At 70.7% G+C, this 23,799-nt stretch carries 19 protein-coding genes; 11 read left to right on the top strand and 8 right to left on the bottom strand.

What is annotated here, in order from left to right:
* Nucleotides 1-166 precede the first annotated feature (166 nt).
* Nucleotides 167-898, top strand: coding sequence for a class I SAM-dependent methyltransferase (locus AB0M95_RS16345; RefSeq protein ID WP_363764628.1), 732 nt, complete (start codon nt 167-169; stop codon nt 896-898).
* A gap of 111 nt (nt 899-1,009) precedes the next feature.
* Complete coding sequence (cysC, locus tag AB0M95_RS16340; RefSeq protein WP_363764625.1) at nt 1,010-2,269, top strand: adenylyl-sulfate kinase; 1,260 nt, start codon at nt 1,010-1,012, stop codon at nt 2,267-2,269.
* A 49-nt stretch (nt 2,270-2,318) separates the two neighbouring features.
* Here the strand turns inward: cysC and AB0M95_RS16335 are convergent, their stop codons facing one another.
* Nucleotides 2,319-3,386, bottom strand: a complete 1,068-nt coding sequence (locus AB0M95_RS16335; protein ID WP_363764867.1) for a glycosyl hydrolase — start codon at nt 3,384-3,386, stop codon at nt 2,319-2,321.
* Nucleotides 3,387-3,710: 324 nt separating this feature from the next.
* Here AB0M95_RS16335 and AB0M95_RS16330 point away from each other — a divergent pair, with 324 nt between their 5' ends.
* Genes AB0M95_RS16330 through AB0M95_RS16305 form a run of 6 tightly spaced genes read left to right on the top strand, consistent with a single transcriptional unit; the run spans nt 3,711 to nt 11,253 of the window.
* Nucleotides 3,711-4,988: a Wzz/FepE/Etk N-terminal domain-containing protein gene (locus AB0M95_RS16330; protein ID WP_363764622.1), complete on the top strand. Its 1,278-nt coding sequence runs from the start codon at nt 3,711-3,713 to the stop codon at nt 4,986-4,988.
* Nucleotides 4,985-6,517: a hypothetical protein gene (locus AB0M95_RS16325; RefSeq protein ID WP_363764619.1), complete on the top strand. Its 1,533-nt coding sequence runs from the start codon at nt 4,985-4,987 to the stop codon at nt 6,515-6,517. The genes AB0M95_RS16330 and AB0M95_RS16325 overlap by 4 nt, the downstream gene beginning before the upstream one ends.
* Complete coding sequence (locus AB0M95_RS16320; protein WP_363764616.1) at nt 6,514-7,650, top strand: hypothetical protein; 1,137 nt, start codon at nt 6,514-6,516, stop codon at nt 7,648-7,650. Before AB0M95_RS16325 ends, AB0M95_RS16320 begins: the two co-directional genes overlap by 4 nt.
* A complete protein-coding gene (locus tag AB0M95_RS16315) occupies nt 7,647-8,504 on the top strand; it encodes a sulfotransferase domain-containing protein (protein WP_363764613.1) in 858 nt (285 codons plus the stop codon). The genes AB0M95_RS16320 and AB0M95_RS16315 overlap by 4 nt, the downstream gene beginning before the upstream one ends.
* 29 nt (nt 8,505-8,533) lie before the next feature.
* Nucleotides 8,534-10,120 (top strand): lipopolysaccharide biosynthesis protein, encoded by a 1,587-nt coding sequence (locus AB0M95_RS16310; protein ID WP_363764610.1) that lies wholly within the window; start codon nt 8,534-8,536, stop codon nt 10,118-10,120.
* A complete protein-coding gene (locus AB0M95_RS16305) occupies nt 10,117-11,253 on the top strand; it encodes a sulfotransferase (protein WP_363764607.1) in 1,137 nt (378 codons plus the stop codon). Before AB0M95_RS16310 ends, AB0M95_RS16305 begins: the two co-directional genes overlap by 4 nt.
* 30 nt (nt 11,254-11,283) lie before the next feature.
* Here AB0M95_RS16305 and AB0M95_RS16300 read toward each other — a convergent pair whose 3' ends face one another.
* The 3 genes from AB0M95_RS16300 to AB0M95_RS16290 are packed head-to-tail and all read right to left on the bottom strand — an operon-like array spanning nt 11,284 to nt 14,083.
* Nucleotides 11,284-12,081: a WecB/TagA/CpsF family glycosyltransferase gene (locus AB0M95_RS16300; protein ID WP_363764604.1), complete on the bottom strand. Its 798-nt coding sequence runs from the start codon at nt 12,079-12,081 to the stop codon at nt 11,284-11,286.
* Entirely contained in the window at nt 12,081-13,124 is a 1,044-nt protein-coding gene (locus AB0M95_RS16295; RefSeq protein ID WP_363764601.1) for a glycosyltransferase family 2 protein, read from the bottom strand. The genes AB0M95_RS16300 and AB0M95_RS16295 overlap by 1 nt, the downstream gene beginning before the upstream one ends.
* On the bottom strand, nt 13,121-14,083 hold the full coding sequence (locus AB0M95_RS16290; protein WP_363764598.1) for a sulfotransferase: 963 nt from the start codon (nt 14,081-14,083) through the stop codon (nt 13,121-13,123). The genes AB0M95_RS16295 and AB0M95_RS16290 overlap by 4 nt, the downstream gene beginning before the upstream one ends.
* Before the next feature lie 335 nt (nt 14,084-14,418).
* On the opposite strand from AB0M95_RS16290, the gene AB0M95_RS16285 reads away from it, so the two are divergent.
* Together AB0M95_RS16285 and AB0M95_RS16280 are read left to right on the top strand one after the other, a co-directional pair.
* Nucleotides 14,419-16,026, top strand: coding sequence for a DUF262 domain-containing protein (locus tag AB0M95_RS16285; RefSeq protein ID WP_363764595.1), 1,608 nt, complete (start codon nt 14,419-14,421; stop codon nt 16,024-16,026).
* Nucleotides 16,016-17,218 carry a type II toxin-antitoxin system HipA family toxin gene (locus AB0M95_RS16280; protein WP_363764592.1) on the top strand — a complete coding sequence of 401 codons (1,203 nt, stop codon included), beginning with the start codon at nt 16,016-16,018 and terminating at the stop codon, nt 17,216-17,218. Before AB0M95_RS16285 ends, AB0M95_RS16280 begins: the two co-directional genes overlap by 11 nt.
* A gap of 250 nt (nt 17,219-17,468) precedes the next feature.
* On the opposite strand, the gene AB0M95_RS16275 is transcribed toward AB0M95_RS16280, so the two are convergent.
* The 4 genes from AB0M95_RS16275 to AB0M95_RS16260 all read right to left on the bottom strand — a co-directional run bounded on the left by AB0M95_RS16275 (nt 17,469) and on the right by AB0M95_RS16260 (nt 22,114).
* Nucleotides 17,469-18,923 (bottom strand): mannitol dehydrogenase family protein, encoded by a 1,455-nt coding sequence (locus AB0M95_RS16275; protein WP_363764589.1) that lies wholly within the window; start codon nt 18,921-18,923, stop codon nt 17,469-17,471.
* Nucleotides 18,920-20,128, bottom strand: a complete 1,209-nt coding sequence (manD, locus tag AB0M95_RS16270) for a D-mannonate dehydratase ManD (protein ID WP_363764586.1) — start codon at nt 20,126-20,128, stop codon at nt 18,920-18,922. The genes AB0M95_RS16275 and manD overlap by 4 nt, the downstream gene beginning before the upstream one ends.
* A 71-nt stretch (nt 20,129-20,199) precedes the next feature.
* Nucleotides 20,200-21,348, bottom strand: coding sequence for an amidohydrolase family protein (locus AB0M95_RS16265; protein WP_363764583.1), 1,149 nt, complete (start codon nt 21,346-21,348; stop codon nt 20,200-20,202).
* Complete coding sequence (locus AB0M95_RS16260) at nt 21,338-22,114, bottom strand: glucosamine-6-phosphate deaminase (RefSeq protein ID WP_363764864.1); 777 nt, start codon at nt 22,112-22,114, stop codon at nt 21,338-21,340. The genes AB0M95_RS16265 and AB0M95_RS16260 overlap by 11 nt, the downstream gene beginning before the upstream one ends.
* A 220-nt stretch (nt 22,115-22,334) precedes the next feature.
* Here AB0M95_RS16260 and AB0M95_RS16255 point away from each other — a divergent pair, with 220 nt between their 5' ends.
* A complete protein-coding gene (locus tag AB0M95_RS16255; protein ID WP_363764579.1) occupies nt 22,335-23,297 on the top strand; it encodes a LacI family DNA-binding transcriptional regulator in 963 nt (320 codons plus the stop codon).
* Nucleotides 23,298-23,799: the final 502 nt, after the last annotated feature.

Genomic DNA, 23,799 nt, shown 5'->3' with positions numbered 1-23,799 from the left:
GGCGCCTTCATGCCGGGAACCACCCGTCCGTCCGATAAAGGTGATCTTGCCGGTTGCCGTCCGGACGGTTACGGCCCCGGACGCGGCGGGCCTCCCCTGGCCCGGGGTGGCCGCTTCGTAAAGTAAATCCACTACAGAAAGGGTTTCAATGACTACCCTGAGTGACATGTCAGAGGTTCGATGGTGGCCCGCCACCCAAGGGGACGTGTTCAGCCTCCGGATCCGCGAGCTGAGAACGGAACAGCTCGGCCGGCGCCTGGACATCCTGGTCGCCGGGTGCGGCCGGGGCGGCGGCATCGATCTGGAGCGCATCGAGACCCGCGTCACCGGCATCGACGAAGACCTGCCCGTGCTGCGCGCCTCGACGGAGCGCCGCTCCGACCTGGACGCGCGGTTCCTCGGCGACCTGCGCGCCGCGCCCCTGCTGCCCCGCACGTTCGACGTCGTCCACGCCGCTTTCCTGCTGGAACGGGTGCGGCACACCGAGCTCGTGCTCGACCGCATGGTCAACGCGCTGCGCCCCGGCGGCCTGCTGCTGATCAGAATGCGCGACCGCGCCTCGGCGTACGGCTTCTGCGACCGCGCCCTGCCCTCCTGGTTCCGCAGGCTGCTGTGGCCGAGGTTCGCCCCGGCGGGCGCGGTCGGCCCGCTGCCGGCGATCTACGAGCAGGTCGCCTCCCGCGAGGGCATCCACTCCTACTGCCTGATGCGCGGGCTCATGATCGCCGAGGATTATTCCGGGATGTCGGGGCCCGCGCTGCGCGGCCCGCACGCCAGGCTGGCCCGCGCTGCGTGCAAGCTGGTCGCCCGCCTCTCCGGCGACCGGCTGCCCGCCACGCGGGACGAGATCACGCTGGTGATCCGCAAACCACAGAACCACTTCGCCCGCCTGATCTGAGGCCAAGCCTCCCTGATCTGAGCGGCCCGGCGCCCCTTGGACGCGCCGGCGGCGACCGCGCCATGCCTTCCGTGGCCGTGGCGGCCGTGGCGCGCCAATATCCTGAGCCCTGTGGCAAACGCGGAGCAGACGACGGCCGGCGCCGAACCGGTCCTGGAGTGGGTGCCTGACGCCCACGAGCTCGCCGACCTGGAGTTGCTGCTGTCCGGGGCCTTCGCCCCGCTGACCGGCTTCCTCGGCTCGGCCGACCTCGCGTCGGTCGTCGAGAACGGGCGGCTCACCGACGGCACGCCCTGGCCCGACGCGGTCACGCTCACCGTGCCGTCCGATCATCCGGTCTCGGCCGGCCAGGAGCTCACGCTGCGCGACCCCGAGGGCGCCGCCGTCGCCGTGGTGAAGGTGACCGAGCGCACCGCCGACGGCCTGGTGGCGGGCCCCGTCACCTCGCTGGGCGCGCCCGAGCACGGCCCCTTCGCCCGCCTGCGCCGCGCCCCCGCCGAGGTCCGCGCCGAGCTGGGCGAGCGTCCCGTGCTGGCCGTGACGATGCGCGGCCCGCTGGACGACCTGGACGAGATCACCGCGACCGCCCGCGAGCTGGACGCGGCGATCCTGCTGCTGCCGCTGGCCTTCGGCGAGGGCGGCCCGGCCGTGGTGCGCGCGGCGCTCAAGGCCCGTGACGCCCTGCCGAAGGGCACCGCCGTCGCCGTCGTCCCCCTCGCGCCGCGCGAGCCCGAGATCGACCTGGAGCTGCGCGAGCACGTCGCCGCCGCGTTCGGGGCCCACGAGCACATGGCCGACCCCGAGCCCGTTACGCTGCCCGGTCCGCCGCACCGGCGCGGCGTCGTGGTCTTCTTCACCGGCCTGTCGGGGTCGGGCAAGTCGACGATCGCCCGGGGTCTGCACGACACCCTGCTCGAACGCGGCGGTCGTACGGTCACCTACCTGGACGGCGACGTCGTGCGGCGGCTGCTGTCGGCGGGGCTGACGTTCTCCAAGCAGGACCGCGACCTCAACATCCGCAGGATCGGCTTCGTCGCCGCCGAGGTCGCCCGGCACGGCGGGCTGGCCATCTGCGCGCCGATCGCCCCGTACGCGGCGACCCGCGACGAGGTGCGGCACATGGTGGAGGCGGTCGGCGGCGACTTCATCCTGGTCCACGTCTCCACGCCGCTCGCCGAGTGCGAGCGACGCGACCGCAAGGGGCTGTACGCCAAGGCGCGAGCGGGGGTGATCCCGGCGTTCACCGGCATCTCGGACCCCTACGAGGAGCCCGACGACGCCGACCTGACGCTGGACACCACCGGCATGTCCGTCGACCGCGCTGTGGACTCGGTGCTGGGCCTGCTCACCTCCGGCGGCTGGGTGCGCTGACCTCGCAGCGCCTATGGCCGCGCCTCCGGCACGGCGGGTCCCGAACAGGTCAGTGGTCCGGGACGGGAGTCGAGCTGAAGTAGGGGGCGCGGGCCAGTTCGGCGAAGGCGCGCCCGGCGGCGACGGTGGAGTCGAAGCGGGTGTCGCCGCGCGGCGCGATCGGTGAGTCGAAGTAGACCAGTGCCTTGATCTGCGGGTATCCCCGGATCTGCCGGCGGACCGAGTTGAAGAACGACACCTTGAACCCCGGGTCGCCGTGCCGCTCGAACGCGCCCCACTCGGCCATCATGATCGGCTTGCCGGGGAACCGCTGTTGCGTCCAGCGGTAGAAGCCGGGCCAGTCGGCGTGGTCGTCCCGCCTCTTGTCCACGAGGTTGGCGAAGTCGTTCACGCGGTGGTCGGCGTAGGGGTCGAGGCCGATCCAGTCGACCACGTCGTCGCCGGGGTAGAGCCGTTCGAACCACGGCTTGGCGGCCCAGTTGGGCGCGCCCATGTACGTCATGACCGTGACGGCGTTGCGCACGCCCTGGTCGCGCAGGCGCAGCACGACGTGGCGGTACATCGCGGCGTAGTCCTCGGCGGTCATGCCCGACCCGGGCTGCTCGCGTACGTCGTTCTCCGGCTCGTGGTGGATGGTCAGGAAGAATCGTCGGGGAAGCCTGTGCCGGATCGTCGCGGCGATGCGGTCGATGCGGTCGTCGATCGCCCCGGAGGCGATCTCGGCCCAGGTGCGGCGCACGGAGGGCTTCCAGTTGATCAGCAGCAGCCGTTTCCTGGCGATGCGCAGTTCCTGGGGGGTGGGGAACGGGTCCCAGCCCCGGTGGTACACGTGGACGATGTCGGCCCGGCGTCCCATGCGCTGCTCGGCGGCGGCGATGGCCTCGGTGGGCGGCCTGCCGCCGAAGACGTCGGGCGCGACGCCCCACCACGCGCCGCAGCTCGGGATCAGCTTGGCCGTGGCCACGCAGCCGGGGGCGCCGGTCGGGACGGGCATCTCGGTGCCGGGCGCACGGTCACTCGCGACGGTCCGCTCCGATGGTCTCACCGACGCCACGGCGTAGACGATCAAGCCGCATCCGGCGGCGAGCCCGATGCCGAAAAACCATATTCCCGCCACTCTACGCAAGACGACCAAACCTCCCTTTAATCGTTTCCCCAGAAGGCTGGTATTCACCTTCCCACTAAAGGCGACCGATCGGCCGGAAACTCGCCCCCTCTCCTCTGAGCTGCGACATCGCCTGGAGTGACATATCCGCATATTGGGGTTGCACGCCGGGCCGTCGTCCACGAAAACACTCGTATGCGATCGAGAAATCTTGGGTTGTGCCTATAGTTCTCTGGATCCGTTCCCGGCCTGGCGGCGCTTTTCCATGGCCGCCGAAACGCCGCGAAAACCCCCGATACGTATGAACGACCCCGCACCGAGAGGTCTGCCGCTTCCATGAGCCACCCGGCGTCCTCAGTCCACGGCGTCCACGGCGTCCACGGCGTCCCAGGCCCGGCGCCCGGCCGCGAGCCCGCCGACTTCTGGGCGATGCTGCTGCGCCGGCGCGTCACACTCGCCGGGTTCCTGCTCGCCGGCCTGTGCCTCGGCGGCATCGCGCTCGCCCTGTCCCCCGCGTCCTACACCGCCACCGCCGAGATCCTCGTCTCCCCGACCGGCGTGCAGGACCAGACCAACCAGACCACCCAGCGCCAGCGCGAGCCGCTCAACCTCGACACCGAGGCCCAGATCGCCCGGTCCGCCGTCGTCGCCGCGCGGGCCGCGCGCACGCTCAAGGCCGGCGACCCCGAGGCGCTCCGCGAGCGTGTCACCGTCACCGTCCCGCCCAACTCGGCGGTGCTGGCGGTGTCGTACACCGCCGGGGACCCGGTCACCGCCGCCGCCGGGGCGCAGGCGTTCGCCAAGGGGTACCTCGCCAACCGGGAGTCGGCGGCCAAGCACGCCATCGACGCCCAGCTCAAGGCCCTGTCCGGCAAACTCCGCCAGGTCGACTCCGCGCTCGCGGCCACCGTCGCCGGGCTGCCCCGCACGACGCCCGGCTCGGCCGCGCGCACCATCGCCGCCCAGCGGCAGAACGTCCTGAGCAGGCAGGTCTACGCGCTCACCCTCAAGTACGACGCGCTCAAGACCGTCGCCGTCACACCCGGCAGCGTCATCAGCGACGCCCGCCCGCCCGCGTCCCCCACCCAGCCCCGCCCGCCGCTCTACCTCGGCAGCGGGCTGTTCCTCGGGCTGCTCGCCGGCACCGGGGCGGCCATGCTCCGCGACCGCCTCGACACCCGGCTCAGGACGGCCGCCGACATCGAACGGCTCACCGGCCTGCCCGTACTCGCCAAGGCCGGGAACGCCCGCGAGCTGCGCGAACTGGCCGTGGCCGTCGCCCGGCACCTGCGCGACGGCGGCGAACTGCTCGTGCGCGGCGCGACCCCCGGCGTGGACCCCGAGCCCATCGCCGACGATCTGCGCCTGGCGCTCACCGGCCTCGCCCCCATCTGGGTGCGCACCGACCAGGCGGCTCGTGCGGACGCCGCCCTGCTTGTCGTCGAGAGCCGCGCGGCGCGCTCCAAGCAGCTCGCGCAGGCCGTCCGCCAGTTACGACGCACCGAGGTCTCGCCGCTCGGGGTGATCCTGTTGTCGGCCACCGCCACGCCCGGCGGCACCCGTCCGGGGCTCGGCCGCCGCAACCCGCCCGATTCCACCGTCCGGGCCTCGTGACCCCTCGCCGGGGCCTCATCCGGCTGCCCGCGCCCGCCGCCTGGCCCATCGCCGCGTTCCTCGTCGGCTACCCGGTCTGGTGGGCGCTCGGGTTCGGCGGGCTGTCGATCATCGTCGTCGCCGGCCCGATGGCGGTCGTCCTCTGGCGGCGCCGCCCGATCACGGTCCCGAAGGGCATGGGGCTGTGGATGCTGATCATCGCCGGGTACCTGGTGAGCGCCCTCATGCTCGGCGAGACGCCCCCCGGCACGTACGGCGAGCTCGGCACCGGCCGCGTCCTCGGGTACGCCATGCGGCTCACCCTGTACCTCGCGCTGGTCGTCATGGTGCTCTACCTCGGCAACCTCACCGAACGCGAACTGCCGCAGCGGGCACTGGTGGGCATGCTCGGCGTGCTGTTCCTCACCACCGTCGCGGGCGGGCTGCTCGGCGTCCTCGCGCCGCGCTTCGAGTTCACCTCGCCCGTCGAGTCGATCCTGCCGTCCTGGATCAGCGGCAACTCCTACGTGCGCAACCTGATCCATCCGACGGCGGCGCAGATCCAGCACGTCCTCGGGCACGCGGCGCCGCGTCCCGAGGCCCCCTTCGAATGGGCCAACGCCTGGGGCGGCAACCTGTCGGTGCTGCTCATCTGGTTCGTGGTCGGCTGGTGGACGTGGGGCGGGCCCGCGCGGCGGGCGGTGTGCGTCGCGGTCGTCGCGGTCTCGGCGATCCCCATCGTGTATTCGCTCAACCGGGGGCTGTGGGCCGGGCTCGCCCTCTCGGCGGCCTACGTGGTCGTGCGCGTGCGCCCGCGCCGGGGCTTCCTCGTCGGCGCGGGCCTGGCGTGCGGGGCGCTCGTCCTCGCCGCCGGGCCGCTGACCGACATCGTGTCCCAGCGCCTGGACAAACCACACAGCAACCGCATCCGCGCCTTCACCGTCACGGCCACCATGGAAGCCGCCACCCACTCGCCGTTCATCGGGTACGGCAACACCCGCAACGCGTACGGCAGCTACCAGACCATCACCACCGGCAAGACCGACTGGTGCGCCGAGTGCGGGCACCCGCCGCTCGGCAGCGACGGGCAACTGTGGCTGCTGCTGATCACGCAGGGCTTCACGGGCGCGGCGCTGTACATCGGGTTCTTCGCGGGCGCCATCCGCCGCTTCCGCCACGACCGCACACCGATCGGGCAGGCGGGGACGCTCGTGATGATCCTCGTACTGCTCTACATGTTCATCTACGACGGACTGGTCACGGCCCTCGGCCTGTACTTGATCTCCTACGCCCTCCTCTGGCGCAACGCTCACCCCCCACCCCCGGCCGCCGCCTACGACGACGCCAGACCGGCCCCCGGGGACGGCACCCTGATCCCTGGAAACACCGGACCAGCCCGCGGGGACGGCACACCGCTCTCGGGGAACGGCAGACCGATCCCCGACGACGGCACGCCGCTCTCTGCGGGCGCCACACCGGTCTTCGAGGACGGAATGCCGATGACCGGCCGGCCGACCCTCCCCATACAGGCCCCGGCGGTGAACCCATGAGAGACCGCCATGCCCGCCTCCGCTACCTCGACGAGGTGATCACCCTGCTCTACCCGCCCGTGAACACCGTCCCCCGGAACCCCGGCCCGAACGGCGACACCGGCACCCCGGACAGGCCCCGCGCATCCGGCGGCACCGGCTCAACGTGCGGCGGCGCCGCTGCGACCGCTGAGACCGTGTACGCGCTGACGCCGAGCCGGTTCCTGCCGCGGCGCCTCGTCCCACGGTCGCGATGGCTGCCCGGACGCCGCCGCCTGCCCGGCGGTCCCGGCACGATCGAGGGCCATCTGAGCGAAGTCTTCGGGCAACGTGTCGGGATCGTCCTGCACGTCCGGCCGGCCCGGCGCGCGAACCGCAAGCCCGTCCTGGAGGTCCACGCGTCCACGGGCGAGTGCCTCGCCTTCGTCAAGATCGGCGACACGGACCCCGCCCGCGCCCTCGTCCGCCACGAGGCCATGACCCTCGCCCTGCTCGCGGCCACCCCGCTGAAGACGGTGGTCGCCCCCACGCTCCTCCACCACGACACCTGGAACGGCCTGGAGGTCCTGGCCCTCTCCCCCCTCCCGATCCGCCGCCTCCACCGCGTTCCCCGCCCTCTCCTCACCCAGGCCGTCCTGGAAATCGCCGGCCTGGGCCTCCACGCCCCTCCCGCCACGGCACCCCCCCACCCAGCAGGCTCCGCCACAGCGACCACCCGCACGGAACCTCTCAACACGACGACCGTCCGACCCGAGCCCTTCGACACGACGATCACCCGAGCGAATCTGATCGGTGGTCACTGCTGGCATGGGGACTTCTCGCCCTGGAACATCGCTCCCTCCCCCGACGGGCGACTGCTCGTGTGGGACTGGGAGCGGTTCGGCAGCGGGGTGCCGCTGGGGTTCGACGCGGTCCACCACTTCTTCCAGCGCGCGCTACGACGCATGCCCCCCGATGTCGCCGCCGCCGCGTGCCTCGCCCAGGCCCTGCCCACGCTCGCGCCGTACGGCCTGTCAGCGGCCCAGGCCCGCGAGACGGCCGTCCGCTACCTGATCACCCTGGCCGACCGTCACGAGCGGGACGGCCACCACCCCCTCGGCCCGCCGTCACGGTGGCTGTCCCCCCTCGTCGACCTGCAGGAGGTCCTGACATGAACCCCACCGTCAAACGCTCCGCGCACGCCGTGTCCCACACCGCCGGGCGGCTCACCGTGGGCGGCCGCCTGCTGCCGTGCTTCCTGATCGTCGGAGCGCAGCGCTGCGGCACGACGTCCCTGTACCGGGCGCTGGCCCAGCACCCACTCGTCCTCAAACCCGTGCTGCGCAAGGGTGTCCACTACTTCGACATCGCATACGAGAAGGGGCTTTCCTGGTACCGCGCGCATTTCCCCCTCAAAACCACCGCCTACCGGCTGGAGCGCAGGTACGGCACGCGACCGCTCGCCTTCGAGTCGTCTCCCTACTACCTGTTCCATCCGCTGTCCCCGTACCGCATGGCGCGTGACCTGCCCGGGGCGAAGATGATCGTGCTGGTCCGCGACCCGGTCGAACGGGCGTACTCGGCCCACGCCCACGAGCTCGCGCGCGGATTCGAGACGGAGCCGTCGTTCGAGCGCGCCGTCGAGCTGGAGCCGGCGCGGCTGGAAGGAGAGATCGAGCGGCTGTGCGCGGAACCGTACGCGCGGAGCACCGCCCACCGCCACCACGCGTACGTCACCCGAGGGCAGTACGCCGAACAGCTCGCGCGGCTGGAGTCCGTGGTCGGCCGCCGCCGCATCCTCGTGATCGACAGCGGACGCTTCTTCACCACGCCTGAGCCGGTATACGACCAGGTCCTGGAGTTCCTCGGGCTCCCCCGCCTCGGCGACCCCGTCTTCGAACGCCACAACGCCCGCCCGCGCCCCACCACAATGCCCGACTCACTGAGAAGGAGCCTGTCCGACCACTTCCTCCCGTGGGACCACAAACTCCGCGACTGGCTAGGAGACACCCCCACATGGCGCCGCTAATACAGCGCCCACCCACAAAGGACGGCGGTGTGGGCGCGCTGGCGAAGGGAGGTCTCGCCGGGCTGGCCGGAGCGGTGGTCAGCGCCGGGTCGCAGATGCTGCTTGTGGTCGTGCTCGCCCGAGGACTGGACGCCGCGTCGGCGGGCGTGATGTTCACGACGACGTCGCTGTGCCTGATGGTCGCGGGGATCCTGCGCCTGGACGCCGGGAACGGCTTGATCTACTTCATCGCCCGGACGCGAGGGGAGCGCTATCGCGATATTTCCCGATTCCTCCGGCCAGCCCTGACCCCGGTGGTCGTCCTCTCTCTCGTCGCGGCCGTTCTCGTGTATCTCGGCGCGGGCACAGTCGCCGGACTTGTCGCGCTCACCGGCCCGTCCCCGGAGACGATCGCGACGATCCTGCGCACGCTCGCCCTCGCGCTCCCGGTCATCGTCTGCGCCGACGTGCTGGTGTCCGCCACGCGCGGCTTCGGCACGATGCGGCCCACGACGCTGCTCAGCGGAATCCTGCAACCCGCAGCGCAGCTCCTCCTCGTCGGGGCCGTCGTCATGACGGGAGCGGCGGCCGGACGGGCGTGGGCACTCCCGGCCGCCTGGTCCGCCCCCGCCTTCCTGGTCCTGCTCCTCTCCGCCCTCTGGCTAGGCCACCGGGCACCGTACACCTCTAGAACCACGGCCAAGCACCGAAAAGGATCGACGCCCGATCTCCAAGCCGGCACGACCAGCCCCCGGGTCGACGCCGTTCGTCTTCGCAGCACCGTGCCTCCTACCAAGGGCCGCGGCACCCTCCACCTCAACACCGCACCCCCCTCCGAGGACGGCGCCGGCCGGGCCCGCGGTGCCGCGTCCGAGTTCTGGCGCTACACAGGTCCGCGCGCGTTCGGTGGGGCCGTGCAGGCCGTGTTCCAGCGGCTCGACGTCGTCGTCGTGGCCCTGCTCGCCGGCCCGGCCGAGGCCGCCGTCTACACCGCCGCGACCCGCTTCAAAGTGGTCGGCCAGCTCGTCAACCAGGGCCTCGCCCAGGCGGCCCAGCCTCGCCTGATCCGTGCCATGGCGGACGGCGACCTGCCCGTGGCGCGCAGGTTGTACCAGACGGCCACGATCTGGCTGGTCGTGCTCACATGGCCGGTCTGGCTGGGATACGCCCTGCTCTCGCCGTGGCTGCTCGGACTGTTCGGGGACGGATACGGCGGCGGCGCGGGGGTGGCGGTCGTCCTGGGCGTGACGATGATGGTGGCGACGGCCTGCGGCATGGTGGACGTCGTCCTGACCGCCGCCGGGCACACCGCCTCCAGCATGGCCAACATGCTCACCGCGATCACGGTGACCATCACCCTGGACGTCGTCCTCGTCCCGTCGCACGGAGCGCTCGGCGCCGCACTCGGCTGGTCGGCCGGGGTGCTCGCCAAGAACCTCCTCCCGCTGTTCCAGATCTCCCGCACGTACGGTTTGCGCCCTTTCGGCCCTCACAGCCTGCCGTCGCTCCGCCCGTGGCGCAGCGGGCCGCCAGGCCGTGCTCCCCAGAACACCACGGGAGCACGGCACCTACGGCTCGTCCACAGCACCTCGGCTCCCCCCAGCTCCATCCCACAAGAAGCCGAGACGACCTCATGAGCGACGCCCCCGCGTACCGGACGAGCACCACCGCCGGCCAGGCGAGCACAAGGCACCCGGATCCCACCGACCGGACGCGTCCACGGCACTCGGCCTCTGCCGACCAGGCGCCCATTCTCGTGACCGGGCTGCCAAGAAGCGGGACGAGCTGGGCCGGGAAGATGCTCGCGGCGGGCGGCGAGGCGGTGTACGTCAACGAGCCGCTCAACCCGCAGCGCCCCCCAGGTCGCTCCCCGGGTGTGCTGAACGCCGACGTCCGCCACAGGTTCCAGTACATCTGCCCCGATGACGAGCACCCGTGGCTGGGCGCGTTCACCGACACCGTGGCCCTGCGCTACAGGTACGCCGCCGAACTGCGCCGCAACCACCGTCCCCGCGACCTGGCGCGCCTGGCGAAGAACGCCTCCGCCTTCGCCCTCGGCCGGATACGGGGCCGCCGCGCACTGCTGGACGACCCCTTCGCCCTGTTCTCGGCGGGATGGTTCGCCGAACGGCTCGGCTGCCGCGTCGTCCTGATGGTCCGCGACCCGGTGTCCCTCGTGGCGAGCTGGCAGCGCCTCGGCTGGCGCGTCGACCTGGGCGAGCTGCTACGCCAGCCGCTACTGGTCCGCGACCACCCGGACGTACGAGCGCTGCGTTCCCTGGCCGGCTCCGACGACACCCTCGCCACGACCTGCGCGCTGTGGAGCGTCGCCCGGGCCACCGCCGAAACCCTCGCCGAACGCCACCCCGGCGTCCGGCTGGTCTCGTACGAAGACCTCGTCACCGACCCGGTGGCCCGCTACCGCGACCTGTACGCCTGGTGCGGCCTGACCTGGTCGTCCCGAGCGGAAAGGACGATCGGCCGATCATCCGCGCCCACAGCGCGACGGACGCCCAGAGGTGTGCCCGCGCCCGCGAGTGCCATCCCAAAGAGCCCGCCGGACCACGGCCCGGACCACGCGCGGACCCGCGATCGCGCCGTCGTTCGGGCGTTCACGTGGACCGGCCTGTCGCGCACCGCGTACCGTCCCATGGGCCCGGCCGAGGCCCTCGTCGGCCACCGCGACCGGCTCACCCCCGACCAGATCGCCCAGATCGTCGAACTCACCACGCACTGGCGTGACGAAGAGCCTGACGCCATGGCACGCTGAACAACCCGGCGAACCTACGCCACCACAGCGCTACGAACCGAGCCACCGCCGTAGAAGCCTCTTCACCAGACAAATCGCGAGCAGCCGTAACGCGAACGGAAGATCGTCCACGAGGTACCGGCGTGCGAGGCGGCCCGGCTCGGCGGACAGGCGGTACAGCCACTCCAGCCCCGCGCGCCGCATCCACAGCGGCGCCCGTCGCACCACGCCCGCCGCGAACGAGATCGCGCCACCACAGCCGACGAACCAGGCCCCTGGCAGTTCGGCCCGCAGCAACCCGATCAGCCGGTCCTGCTTGGGAAAGCCGAGACCCACGAACACCACGTCCGGGTCGGCGTCGAGGAGCGCCTGCCGCACCGCCGCGAGCCCTTCGGCTGACTTCTCGAACCCGTACGGCGGGGCGGCGCCACCCGCAACGCGCAGGCCCGGGTAGCGGGCGCTCAGCGCCTCGGCCGCCTTGCACGGGATTCCCGGCGGCCCGCCCAGCAAGTAGATCGACAACCCGTTGGCCGCGGCGGCCTCCGACAGCGACCAGATCAGGTCGGCACCCGTGATGCGCGCGGGAACCGGCGTGCCCAGCAGCTTGGAGGCCCAGACCAGGGGCATGCCGTCGGGGACGGCGAGGTCGGCGCCCGCCACGATGGCCCGAATCTCCGGGTCGCGGGCACAGGCCCGGCAGATGTCGACGTTGGGGGTGACCACGTGGCCGCCCTGCCCACGCCGCGCGGCGGCGACGACGTGGCGCACCACCTCGTCCTCGGTGAGCGCGTCCACCGTGAGGCCCGCGATCACGACGCGGGACCTGTCGACCAAAGCCTGCGAAGTCATCAGATTCCGTGCCCCCGGGTGTGCAGCGCGCTCAGCACGGCACGCGCGGGTACGAGTCCGAGCGCCACCGCCAGCGCGATCGGCACGCGCGGCTCGCCCCAGCGGGCGGCGAACGCGCGCAGGGCCCACCGACCGGCCTCACGGCGGCGGCCGAGTGCCGCGTTGCAGAAGGCGAGCTGGCCGTAGACCCGCGCGGCGCCGCGCCGGTCGGCGGCCAGGCACGCGTGGCGGGCGAGCATCCATTCGAGACCGGCGATGCGGTCGGCCCAGCGGCTGACGTACGCGGAACCGCCCCAGCGGACGCGGACCAGCGGCCGGTCCACGTAGACGATCGGACGGCGGGCGGCGGCGCGCAGCGCGAGGTCCCAGTCCTCGTTCTGCCCGCCGGGCGCGCTCTCGTCCGGCCAGATCGAGCCGCGCCTGAACAGGAACGTCGAGGAATGGACCATCATCATGCGGGAGCGGGTGAGGTGCCGGACGGTGACGCGCCCGGTACCGGCGAGACGGACGGCGCGGCGGGCGCCGTACTCGACCTCGATGGCGCAGGCGGCGAACTCGGCCTCCGGATCGGCCGCGAGGGCGGCGAGCTGGGCGCTCAGCTTGCCCGGCAGCCACACGTCGTCGTCGTCGCAGAAGGCGACCATCGGCGTGCGGAGGGCGGCGATGCCGGTGTTGCGCGCGCCGGGCAGGCCGGGGGTGAGCCGGTTCGCCAGGATGCGCACCCGGCCAGGCCACTGCGCGGCGACCTCCGCCACCTGCACCGCCACCTGCGCCGTCACCGCCGCGACGTCACCACCGTCGACCACCACGACCGCGTCCACGCCGCCACGGCAATCCTGCGCGAGCGCCGCCCGCAACGCGGCCCGAAGCTGCTGAGGCCGGTCTCCCCGGGTCGGCACCACCACACCGACGACCGGAGTCACCCCAGGACCGTCCGGGGACGGCGGCGTGCCACGTCGGCCGACGCACCCGGCATCGCGGTCTTCACCCAGGGCAACGACCACGGGATCCTTCCCGGACGTCGGCACCGTGAACCCGCTCATCGGCACTCCTGCGCGGCGACGCCGGCCGTGAGCCACGGAGCGCAGGCGCTCTCGGGCGTGCGGCGGTCGCGCGGGCGGTAGCCGTACTGGAGCATCAACGGCCAGGTCAGCGCGGTGACGAGCCAGCGGTGCAGGCGGGGCTGGCGGTCGCACCAGTTGTCGTCCCGGGACAGCTCCAGCGGCCCTGCCGCGAAGCGCATGGGGTTGCCCGCGCACGTGTGGGCGACCGACAGCTCGGCCACCCCCGGCCTAAGGAAGGTCAGCTCCACGCCGCCGAGCCCCAGCCTGGCCAGCAACGCCTGCATCACGGCGGGCGGGTCGGCCATCAGGTCCTCGTACCGGACCCGGATGACGGTGCCGCCGCGCCGGGCCAGCAGCTCGAACGCGAGGTTCTGCACCAACCAGTGGACGGCCGTCCACAGGGGCGGCCACCGCGTCATCGGCGTGCCGTCCTCGGGCCGGGTGATCTGCTTACGCCACGAGTACGCCACCGCGCGCGGGTCGCGTACCACGTGGACCACGCTCATATCGACCACTGGGGACGTACGCAGGCAGAACGCGAGAGAGGCGTGCTTACTGGAGTCGACGACCACACGACCGCCCGCGACCTGCGCCGCCGCCTCGTACACCCGCGAGTACGCCCGCGTGTAACCGCTGAGCCCGACCCGGCACCGGCGGGCCGCGAGGGCCGGGATGTGCCGGGTGCGGTCGACGCGCCGCCGCAGCGTCAGAACGCGGTCGGCCAGGCCCGTCGACCAGCCGCCGAACGCGCGGATGCCCACCCTGCGCCAAAAGGGACACGACGTGAAGGGCTCCCCGCAGCCGCACGGCTCCTTGCCGATGACGCCGCGTTCCCAGAGATGGACCACCTCCCCGAGCGGCGCCACCCCCGGTACCTCTCCCAGCAGCCGCTCCAGCAATGTGGTGCCACTGCGCCCCAGCCCGCCTATGAAGACCACGCGAACACCCACCGGCCCGGACCCCCAACGGAACACCAACACGGAATGTGTCGACGCTAGCGCGGAGAGTAATCGCCAGGTGTGAAAACAGTAAAGGATCTACACACCTCACCGGCGCCCGCACCGCGCGGACCGTCGAGGGCCCATCCACCGTGCGGCATCAGCAGGGCCACCCCGGTACAGTCGCCTCCAGGCGGAATTATGGTCGGCGACTCCCTTACCACCGACGATGTCGAGGCGTTCGAACCTCTCACATCAGCATCGATCAGGACGAACAGGTGCTCGGCGGTCGCGGAAGTCCACCACGAAGGGCGAGCGGACGTGAGGAGGACGGCATGGCGGCGGTGACCCGACCAAAAGTCGACAGCGTGCTCCCGAGCGAACTGGTCGAGTTCGCATTGCAGGGAAAGATACGAATGCCGTCGTTCCAACGCTCCTACAGGTGGGAACGAAGGGACGTCACCGAACTGTTCGACAGCATCCTGCGCGGCTATCCGATCGGGAATCTCCTGGTCTGGCAGCGCCCCGCAGACGTCGGAACGGTCGTCATCGGGCATTTGAACATCGAGGCCCCTGCCCTCGGCGATGCTTTCTGGGTCGTGGACGGGCAGCAGCGGATCACCAGCCTGGTCGCCGCGCTGACCGCCACCGAGGACACGGTCGATCCGCGTTTCCGAATCTACTTTGACCTGAGCAGCGGAAAATTCGTGTCCTTGCCGCGCCGCGCCCACTCCGAGATCGACCAGTTGCCCATGGCCCTCCTCCTGAGTACCGCCAGAACGAACTCCTGGATTCGCGACCGGCCGCATCTGAGCGATGACCAGATCGCGCTGGCCGATCGAGTGGTCGCCGCGATACGCGACTACAAGATCCCCATGTACGTCGTCACCGGTGACGACGAGAACGCCTTGCGTGACATCTTCGATCGTATGAACACCTTCGGCAAACCACTCAAGAGTGCGGAAGTGTTCAACGCGTTGCACTCGATCTCCACCGAACAGAAGCCCAGCGACCTTCGCACACTGGCCACGAGCGTCAGAACGTTCGGGTTCGGTGAACTGTCCGAGCAGATCCTCATGCAGAGCCTCCTGGCGATCCGCGATCCGAAGGTGGACCGCGATTTCCGCGAGGAGTTCGAAGACGACCAGGACCGGCATCAGAGCTTCGTCGACACCGAGGCGGCGCTCGGACATGTGATCGACTTCCTCCGCGACGAAGCCCATATCCCTCACAGCAAACTGCTTCCGTACTCCCTGTTCATACCGGTGCTGGCGAGGTTCATGGCGACGTTCGGCCCGCCGGAGGGCAGAGCCGCCGAACTGCTCCGCAGATGGATCTGGCGAGGCGCTGTTCTCGGCGTGGCTCCCCAGGGCAACACCGTCGGTGTGCGGCAAGGCGCGGGAGCGATCCACACTGATCCCTCCGCCAGCGCGGGAAGGCTTCTCGACCTTCTCCCGCCGGCATCCCCATGGAGACCCGACCTTTCTCAGACGCGCCTGAACCGCGCGCAGGCGAAGGTCAATGTTCTTGGCCTGCTGTCCCGGAGCCCGCGGCGCATTTCCGTGTACGGTGACTATGTCGGCGAGCCGATCGACGCCGCTCAATTGCTCGAAGCAGGCGCTCCCCTGGTGGCGATACTCAACGACTCCAGCGACCTGGGGAAAGGCATCGCGAACCGCATCGTCCACCCACCCCACGATCATGCCGACCTCTCCCTCTTGTTCGGGTACAAGTTCGACGAGCGGGTACTGGCCAGCCACTGCCTCGACCCCGAAGCCATGGAATTGCTGCGTTCCGGCCACGAGTCACAATTCTTGGAAAGACGCGCCGCGATCGTTCGAAAGGTCATAGCCGACCACGTCCAGAGTCAGGCGCTCTTCGGCTTCCGCGATGGGCCGGATCTGACGGCTCTGTTCGACGAGGACGACGATCTTGACCAATAGAGCGACCGCCGGGGTCTTCCTCGGGAACCGCCGGGTGGGCACGCTCGGCTACCTCGACGGGAACACATGGTTCGACTACGACGACATCGAGCCGATTCACCCCATCCTGGGACAAGGCTTTGAGGTAAACCCGGAGAAGCGCAGGACCGCGAGCGGTTCGATACCAGAGTGGTTCGCCAACCTACTCCCCGAGCCCGGTAGTGGACTGCGCGGTCTGATCGGCCGCGAGCTCGGCCGATCCAACCCGCACGATTTCCAGGTGCTCAATTTCCTGGGCGAAGATCTGCCCGGAGCCGTCCGTGTCGTGCCGGAATCCGACACCTCCACCATCCCGGAGCTGGCTGAAGGAGCCGATCGCGACAGCCTGGGTAGAGTACGGTTCTCGCTGGCAGGTGTACAGGCCAAGTTCTCCATGAGGTGGGAGGGCAAGGGCCTGGTCCTGCCGATGTCAGGGCAGGGCGGGGACTGGATCGTCAAGCTCCCCGATCGGCGATTCCCTGAGGTTCCCGTCAATGAGTACTCCATGCTCGGCTGGGCGAAGCTGGTCGGCGTCGATGTACCCGACATCGAGCTCCTCGCCGGAGCGGAGCTCTCCGGCCTGCCCAACGGACTGATCTCCGCAGAGGAGATGGCGTTCGCCGTCCGACGATTCGACCGGCTGCCGGAAGGGCGTGTCCATCAGGAGGACTTCGCCCAGGTCCGGGAGGTCTCCGTGGACACGAAGTACGACAGAGCCACCTACACCGGCCTGGCACGATTCATCAACGCCGTCTGCCCACAGGACATCGAGGAATATGTGCGCAGACTGACCATGATCGTCGTGATCGGCAACCTGGACGCACACCTCAAGAACTGGACGCTGCGCTATCCCAACGGGCGCTCGACCCGGTTGTCACCGGCGTACGACTTCGTGTCCGTTTCGTCCTATGACGAGTTCAGGGCCGAAGAACTGGCCTTTCCGGTGAACGGCGGACGGATCGCCAAGCTGATCACGATGAACAACTTCCGCAACCTCGCACAACGCGCACGCCTCGACGTGGATCAGGTGACGCAGGTCGTCACCGATACCGTCGCGGCATTGCTCGACACCTGGCCCCAAGCCAAACGCGACCTACCGGTCCCCTCTTTCGTGGCCGACCACATGGACCACCGCCTCAGCTCCCTCCCCTTGATCACGAGCACCCGCCGCTGACCGCGCCGCGGCCCGGGCCAGGGCGTGGACACTCGCCGGCGAACGCGCCCCCGGGGCGGACGACGCCCTGATCCCGGTGGACCTGGACGCGACGATCGTGATCGCCCGCTCCGACAAAGAACACGCAGCGCCGAGGGCCTTCGCGTCCCGGGCCACGCTCATCGTGGGGTGGTCAGGCAGAGCGTTCATGAGGGAGCGTCACTCATCCGTCAGAGCTCCTGGTGTTCGTCGTCGTCGATCTGGTGCCGGGTCAGGAGAGAAGGCGCCGTGTGTGGTGGATCAGTAGGTCTCGCAGGGTCTTGTCGTCGTGGAGTCGTTCGGGGAACACTCCACGATGCGACAGGAACGCCTCGACCAGAGCGGGCGGCCGGGACAGCAGCGCCTCGGTGCGGGCGAACTCGCTCGCCAGCGGGTCGCGGACGGTGAGCGGACGGCCGTGCCGGTCGGTGCGGCGGGCCATGTAGACCATCCAGGCGGCGACGGCGAGCGCGGCCCAGGAGGGTTCTTCGCCCGCGTCGAGGCGGTCCACCATCGTGCCGAGCAGGCGGATGGGCAGCTTCGCCGAGCCGTCGGCCGCGACCTGCGCGGTCGTGTGCCCCAAGGCGGGATTGGCGAAGCGGCGCAGGACGTCGTCCTGGTAGGCGGTCAGGTCGAGGGCCGGCGGAGGAGTCAGGGTCGGCGCGGCGTCGACCGCCATCAGGTGGGCCGCGGCGTGCGCGATGGGAGGGTCCTGGACCGCTTCGGCGATGGTCGTGTGGCCGGCGAGCGCTCCGAGGTAGGCGATGGTGGAGTGGGCGGCGTTCAGCATTCGGAGCTTGACCGCCTCGTAGGGACGCACATCGCCGGTGAGGGTCGCCCCGGCCTTCTCCCAGGCGGGCCGGGGCGCGGCGAAGCGGTCCTCGATGACCCACTGGCGGTGGGGTTCGCAGACGACGGTGGCCTTGTCGTCGAGACCGGTGACACGACAGGCGTCGGCGTGGTCGGCGTCCGTCGCGGCGGGGACGATGCGGTCGACCACGGTCGACGGGAACGCGACGTTGTCCTCGATCCACTGCGGCAGGGTGTCCCCGCCGGGCAGCAGGGCGCAGAAATCGTGGACGATGGTGTGGACGGCCTGGCCGTTGGCGGGCAGATTGTCGCAGGACACGACGGTGATCGGGCCTGAGCCCCTGTCGCGGCGAAGCCGCAGTCCGGCGACCAGTTGCCCGGCCACAGTGACGTACCGATGGTCTGGCAGGCCGAAGCGGGCGGCGTCTCTGACCGTCTGGAGGTCCTGGTGGTCGAGGCGGCCGGTCGGGGCCAGCCGGTACCCCTTCTCCGTCACGGTGAGGGTGACGACGCGGACGGCGGGGTCGGCGATGCGCTCGGGGACGGGCACCGGATCGCTGGGCCCCGACCGCGCTTCGCGCAGGGAACCCACGATGCGCGGCGGAGCCGGGGCGGGGCCGCGTTCGATGAGGGTGTACAGGCCGTCTTGCGGTGCCAGCGCGGCGGCCGCGGCGTCCGACCGCTGGGTGTAGGCGCAGATTCCCCAGTTCTCGCCGCTGAGGCCGTCCTCGGTGTAGATCGCCTGGTGGGCGCGGTGGAAGGCGCCCAGCCCCAGGTGCACGATCCCGACCCGCAGATCGGCGGCGTCGTAGTCCGGCAGGCGAAGGTCCGTCCCGGAGGGGAGTGCCGCCAGGGTGGAGAGGCTGAGTCGTTTCACCAGTTGTGCACCGTGCCGTCCTCAAGCCGGTTGATGGGAAGTTGTGCGGGCCGGTAGGGGTGGCGGGCGGCGAGCTCCTCGTCGATGTCGACGCCCAGGCCCGGTTCTTCGGAGGGGTGAAGGTAGCCGTCGGCGAACCGGTAGGTGTGCGGGAAGACGGCGTCGGTCGCCTCGGTGTGCCGCATGTACTCCTGAAGCCCGAAGTTGGGGATGCTGACGTCCAGGTGCAGGGCCGCGGCCATGCAGACCGGCGACCGGTCCGTCGCGCCGTGCGAGCCGCTGCGGACGTGGTGGATCGCGGCGTAGTCGAAGATCCTGCGCAGGTGGGTGATGCCGCCCGCGTGCACGACGGTGGCGCGGATGTAGTCGATCAGCTGCTCGTCGATGAGTCGTTTGCAGTCCCAGATGGTGTTGAAGACCTCGCCGACGGCGATGGGGGTGGTGGTGTGCCGGCGGATCAGCCGGAATCCCTCCTGGAGTTCCGCGGGGACGGGGTCCTCCATCCAGGTCAGGTGGTAGGGCTCCAGGCTCTGGCCCAGCCGCGCCGCCTCGATCGGGGTGAGCCTGTGGTGAACGTCGTGCAGGAGCCGCAGGGGCGGGCCGAACTCCTCGCGGACCCGCTGGAAGACCCCGGGGACGTGGTCGAGATAGCGAGGAGTGGACCATACGTTCTCGGTGGGCAGTGCGGCGTCGGCGGGTTCGTAGAACATGCGGTCGGCGCTGACGCCGTAGGTGGAGGCCAGGCCGGGGACGCCCGTCTGCACGCGGACGGCCCGGTAGCCGAGGGCGGTGTAGTGGGCGACTTCCTCCAGGATTCCGTCGACCGTCTCGGCGTTGGCATGGCCGTAGACCGTGACGCCCTCCCGTGAGCGGCCGCCGAGCAACTGGTAGACGGGCATCCCGGCGGCCTTGCCCTTGATGTCCCACAACGCGGTGTCGACGGCGGCGATCGCGCTCATGGTCACCGGCCCGCGCCGCCAGTAGGCGCCGCGGTACAGGTACTGCCAGATGTCCTCGATGCGTGCGGCGTCCCGGCCGATGAGAAGCGGCACGACATGGTCGGTGAGGTAGGCGGCGACGGCGAGTTCGCGGCCGTTGAGGGTGGCGTCCCCGACGCCGGTCAGCCCGTCGTCGGTGACGATCTTGAGGGTGACGAAGTTGCGGTCGGGGCAGGTGACGATGACGCGCGCCTCGGTGATCTTCATGGTTCTCCGGATGTTGGACGGTCGGGTACGTGAGCGCCGTGTCTGTGATCGATGTGGTGCGCGGGGATCGTTCAGCCGGGCGTGTCCTGACCCGCGACCCAGACGGTGTCGATTCCGAGTTCGCGGTCCCCCGGAGCGTGGGTGAAGCGGATGAGGTCGGCGGGCTGCCCGACCTCGAGCCGTCCGCGGCCTCCGGCGAACCTCCCGGGCTGGACGGTGGCCAGGCGCAGGGCCTGCGCGAGGCTCAGCCCGGTGGCCCGCACCGTGTGGGCGACCCCGTCGGCGAGGGAACGCGCGGCTCCGGCCAGGTAGGGGATTCCGGCGGCGACCAGACGGCCGTCGTCGTGCAGTTCGACGCTGCCGCCGACCGGCGTCCGGTACCGACCGGGCGGCAGACCCGCGACGGCGACGGCGTCCGAGACCAGGATGGAGCGGTCCAGCCCCTTGGCGCGGATCATGACGGTGAGGGTGTCCGGCGGCAGGTGGTGTCCGTCGGCGATCAGGCAGGCGGTCAGGTCGTCGTCGGCGAGCTGGCTCCATAGGTAGTTCGGGTGCCGCGGCAGGACCGCGTGGGCACCGTTTCCCAGATGGGTGCTGAGCCGGGCTCCGGCCCGTGCCGCCGCGTGAATCTGCTCGGGGTCGGCGTGCGTGTGACCGATCGCCACGTGAACACCGCGGGAGACCAGCTCGGCGATGTAGGTGGTCGAGCCCGGGTAGTGCGGGGACAGAGTGACCATACCGACCAGACCGCCGCAGGCGTTCTGCCAGGCGTCGAACTCGACCGGCGACGGCGGGCGGATGTTGCGCTCGTCGTGCACTCCCCGGGGGCCTTCCTGCGGGGAGATGTGCGGGCCCTCCAGATGGACGTAGGGGATGGCGTGGGCGGCGAGCGGATCGGTCCGGCGCGCCTCCGCGATCACGGTGAGCGCGTGGCTGATCTTCTCGTGCTCCGCGGTGATCAGCGTGGGCAGGAAGGTGGTGACACCTTGGCGCTGGAGGGATCGGGCCAGGCCGATCACGGTCTCGGCGGTCAGCCCGGGGGCGTTGAGGTCGTGCCCGCCGAATCCGTTGACCTGGAGGTCCACCAGCCCCGCGGAGATCCAGTGACCCTCCCCCCTCGGGCCGTCCTCGACAGCGGAGATCAGGCCGTCCCGGACGGTGACGGTCATCGGACGTCCGGTGGCAGGGTCCCGCCCGCTCAGGCTTCGCTCAGCCCTCATCGCTCTCTCCCGAGGGGAGCAGACTGGCGGCGTCGGCGTCCAGGTAGAGCGTGCACCGGGGGTGGGTTCGCAGTGCCGTCGCGGGGCAGGCGGGGCCGATGGGATCGTAGAGGGTGCGCCGGACGGCCTCGCTCTTGTACTTGCCGGACACCACGGCGACCAGCCGATCGGCCGCGAGCAGGCGGGGTATGGTCAGCGTGATCGCCCGGCGGGGCACCTGGTCGAGGTCCGGAAAACCGCCGTCGTCGACCTGCTGGCGACGGCAGATCTCGTCGAGTTCCACGACCTTCACCTCCTGCGGGTCGTCGAGATCGGCCACCGGCGGGTCGTTGAAGGCCAGATGCCCGTTGACCCCGATCCCCAGGCACACCAGGTCGATCGGCCCTTCGGCCAGCAGCCGGGCGTAGGCGCCGGCCGCGGCCTCGGGTGCGGGATCGGGGTCGATGAGATGCACCGCCTCCAGGGGAACACGATCGAAGAACGCGGTCCGCAGCCAGTTGCCGAAGCGCTGCGGCGCGCCCGGATCCAAGCCGATGTACTCGTCCATGTGAAAGGCCGTCACTCGGGACCAGTCGATCCCTTCCTCAAGGGCCAGTGCCTCCAGGAGGTGCCGCTGGCTGGGCGCGGCGGCGAACACGACACGCGCCGAGCCCTGCGCCGCCTGAGCTCGCCGGAGGGCCTCCGCGGCTTCCGCGGCCGCGGCCCTGCCCGCCATGATCGGATCATCCTTGACGCGGATGTTGAGGGCAGAGGTGGGACTGAGCATCACGAACCGTTCCTGCCAGAAGAGCACCGCTCCACGCGGAGCGGCACAGAAGATCAGAGCCCGGGAGGTCCCCGGAGAGCGTCATGTAACCGTGCAACCGGTTGTACGTCAATGTCTTGATCACCTTGCATTTGCGAGGTGTTGCATGGGTAGGCTGCGCCCCATGCCTCCCCGCGCCACCGGATCCGAGTCCGGAAACGCAGCGCCGACGATCACCAACGTGGCAAAACTCGCGGGCGTCTCCCGTTCGACCGTCTCGCGCGCCTTCAGCAACCCCAGGGTCCTTCGCCCCGACACCGTCAACCGCGTCCAGGAGGCCGCGCGCGAGCTCGGCTACGTGCCCAACCCGGTGGCCCAGGCCCTGTCGACCGGGCGGCACGGGCTTTTGGCGGCGATCGTGCCCGACATCGCCAACCCGTTCTTCCCGCCCTTGATCGGCTCGGCCGCCGAGCGGGCCGAGGCCGCGGGAATGGCCCTCCTGCTCGGCAATTCGGCCGAGGACCCGGCGCGTGAGGACATGCTGACCGGAAAGCTCGCGCTCCAGGTCGACGGGTTCATTCTCGCGGCGAGCCGGATGACCAACGCCCAGATCGGCGAGCACGCCAAACGCCGCCCGATCGTGCTGGTCAACCGGGACCTGCCGGGTATCCCCCGTGTCCTCATCGACACGTCGGTCGGCGTGACCCAGGCGATGGAGCATCTCGCCCAGCTCCAGCACAGGCAGGTCGCCTACCTGGGCGGACCCACCCGGTCCTGGGCGAATACGCAGCGGAAGAAGGCCTTCAGACGCGCGTGCGAGCGCCTGGGCGTCAAGCCCGTCATACTCCCAGGCCTCATTCCCAGCTACGACGCCGGGAGGCAGGCGGCGTCCGGTCTGCTCGAATCCGGCGCCACCGCCGTCATCGCCTTCGACGACCTTCTCGCACAGGGTGTCATGGCCGGCCTCACCGAGCGCCAGGTCTCGGTCCCGCAGGACTTCAGCGTCGTCGGTTGTGACGACGTCATGGCCGCCCAGACCTATCCGCCGCTGACCACGGTCTCGGCCCGCGCCGCCGAGGCGGGCGCCACGGCGGTCGATCTCCTGGCGCAGCGCCTGATCGCGGGCACGAGCGCGGCCGCGGACGTACGTGTTCTCCTGGACACCTCGCTGGTCGTCCGCGCCACCACCGCACAGCGGGCCTGACGCCCCACCGCCTCCCGGGCATCTGGACGCCAGCCGGGCACCGCTGCTGGACCCCCCATAGGACATGCCAGGACGAACTACGCGAACCTTGACGTACAACCGGTTGCACGATTCAATGTCGCGCATGATCGAGACCCCTGGCGCCGCGGTCGGCTCCCCGCGCCGCCGTAAGCCCGTATTCCGTCCCCGCGCCTAGGCCGTACTCCCCCGAGAGGAGGGCGTGTTCGAGATCTGCGCCGCGGTGACAATGCCACTCGGCTTTGAATGACGGCACGCCCAGTGGATCCGTGCATCCGACGCGCCGCCCATGTGCGCTCACCCGGCGACGGGCAGGCGAAAAGAGAATCCATTCCGCCCGACGGCTGACCAAAGAAGCCGATCCATCGGCTCCGGTTCTTTGCCGTCTGGTGGGCGGTCTCAAGCGGTGGAAGCAAGTTCGGAGAGCATCTCGACGAACACTTCGGCTGGCGTTCTGTACCCAAGTATACGCCGCGGACGCGTA

This window comes from Sphaerisporangium sp. NPDC051017 (genome assembly GCF_040683095.1).
Taxonomy (GTDB): domain Bacteria; phylum Actinomycetota; class Actinomycetes; order Streptosporangiales; family Streptosporangiaceae; genus Sphaerisporangium.
Note: the sequence above shows the minus strand (reverse complement) of the source record. Positions and strands in the feature narration are given on the sequence as shown.

What these genes read in the sequence shown, in the direction of transcription:
- AB0M95_RS16345 (WP_363764628.1), top strand. Translation starts at nt 167, where the DNA reads ATGTCAGAGGTTCGATGGTGGCCCGCCACCCAAGGGGACGTGTTCAGC.
- AB0M95_RS16330 (WP_363764622.1), top strand. Translation starts at nt 3,711, where the DNA reads ATGAGCCACCCGGCGTCCTCAGTCCACGGCGTCCACGGCGTCCACGGC.
- AB0M95_RS16320 (WP_363764616.1), top strand. Translation starts at nt 6,514, where the DNA reads ATGAGAGACCGCCATGCCCGCCTCCGCTACCTCGACGAGGTGATCACC.
- AB0M95_RS16315 (WP_363764613.1), top strand. Translation starts at nt 7,647, where the DNA reads ATGAACCCCACCGTCAAACGCTCCGCGCACGCCGTGTCCCACACCGCC.
- AB0M95_RS16305 (WP_363764607.1), top strand. Translation starts at nt 10,117, where the DNA reads ATGAGCGACGCCCCCGCGTACCGGACGAGCACCACCGCCGGCCAGGCG.
- AB0M95_RS16300 (WP_363764604.1), bottom strand. Translation starts at nt 12,081, where the DNA reads ATGACTTCGCAGGCTTTGGTCGACAGGTCCCGCGTCGTGATCGCGGGC.
- AB0M95_RS16295 (WP_363764601.1), bottom strand. Translation starts at nt 13,124, where the DNA reads ATGAGCGGGTTCACGGTGCCGACGTCCGGGAAGGATCCCGTGGTCGTT.
- AB0M95_RS16285 (WP_363764595.1), top strand. Translation starts at nt 14,419, where the DNA reads ATGGCGGCGGTGACCCGACCAAAAGTCGACAGCGTGCTCCCGAGCGAA.
- manD (WP_363764586.1), bottom strand. Translation starts at nt 20,128, where the DNA reads ATGAAGATCACCGAGGCGCGCGTCATCGTCACCTGCCCCGACCGCAAC.
- AB0M95_RS16265 (WP_363764583.1), bottom strand. Translation starts at nt 21,348, where the DNA reads ATGAGGGCTGAGCGAAGCCTGAGCGGGCGGGACCCTGCCACCGGACGT.
- AB0M95_RS16260 (WP_363764864.1), bottom strand. Translation starts at nt 22,114, where the DNA reads ATGCTCAGTCCCACCTCTGCCCTCAACATCCGCGTCAAGGATGATCCG.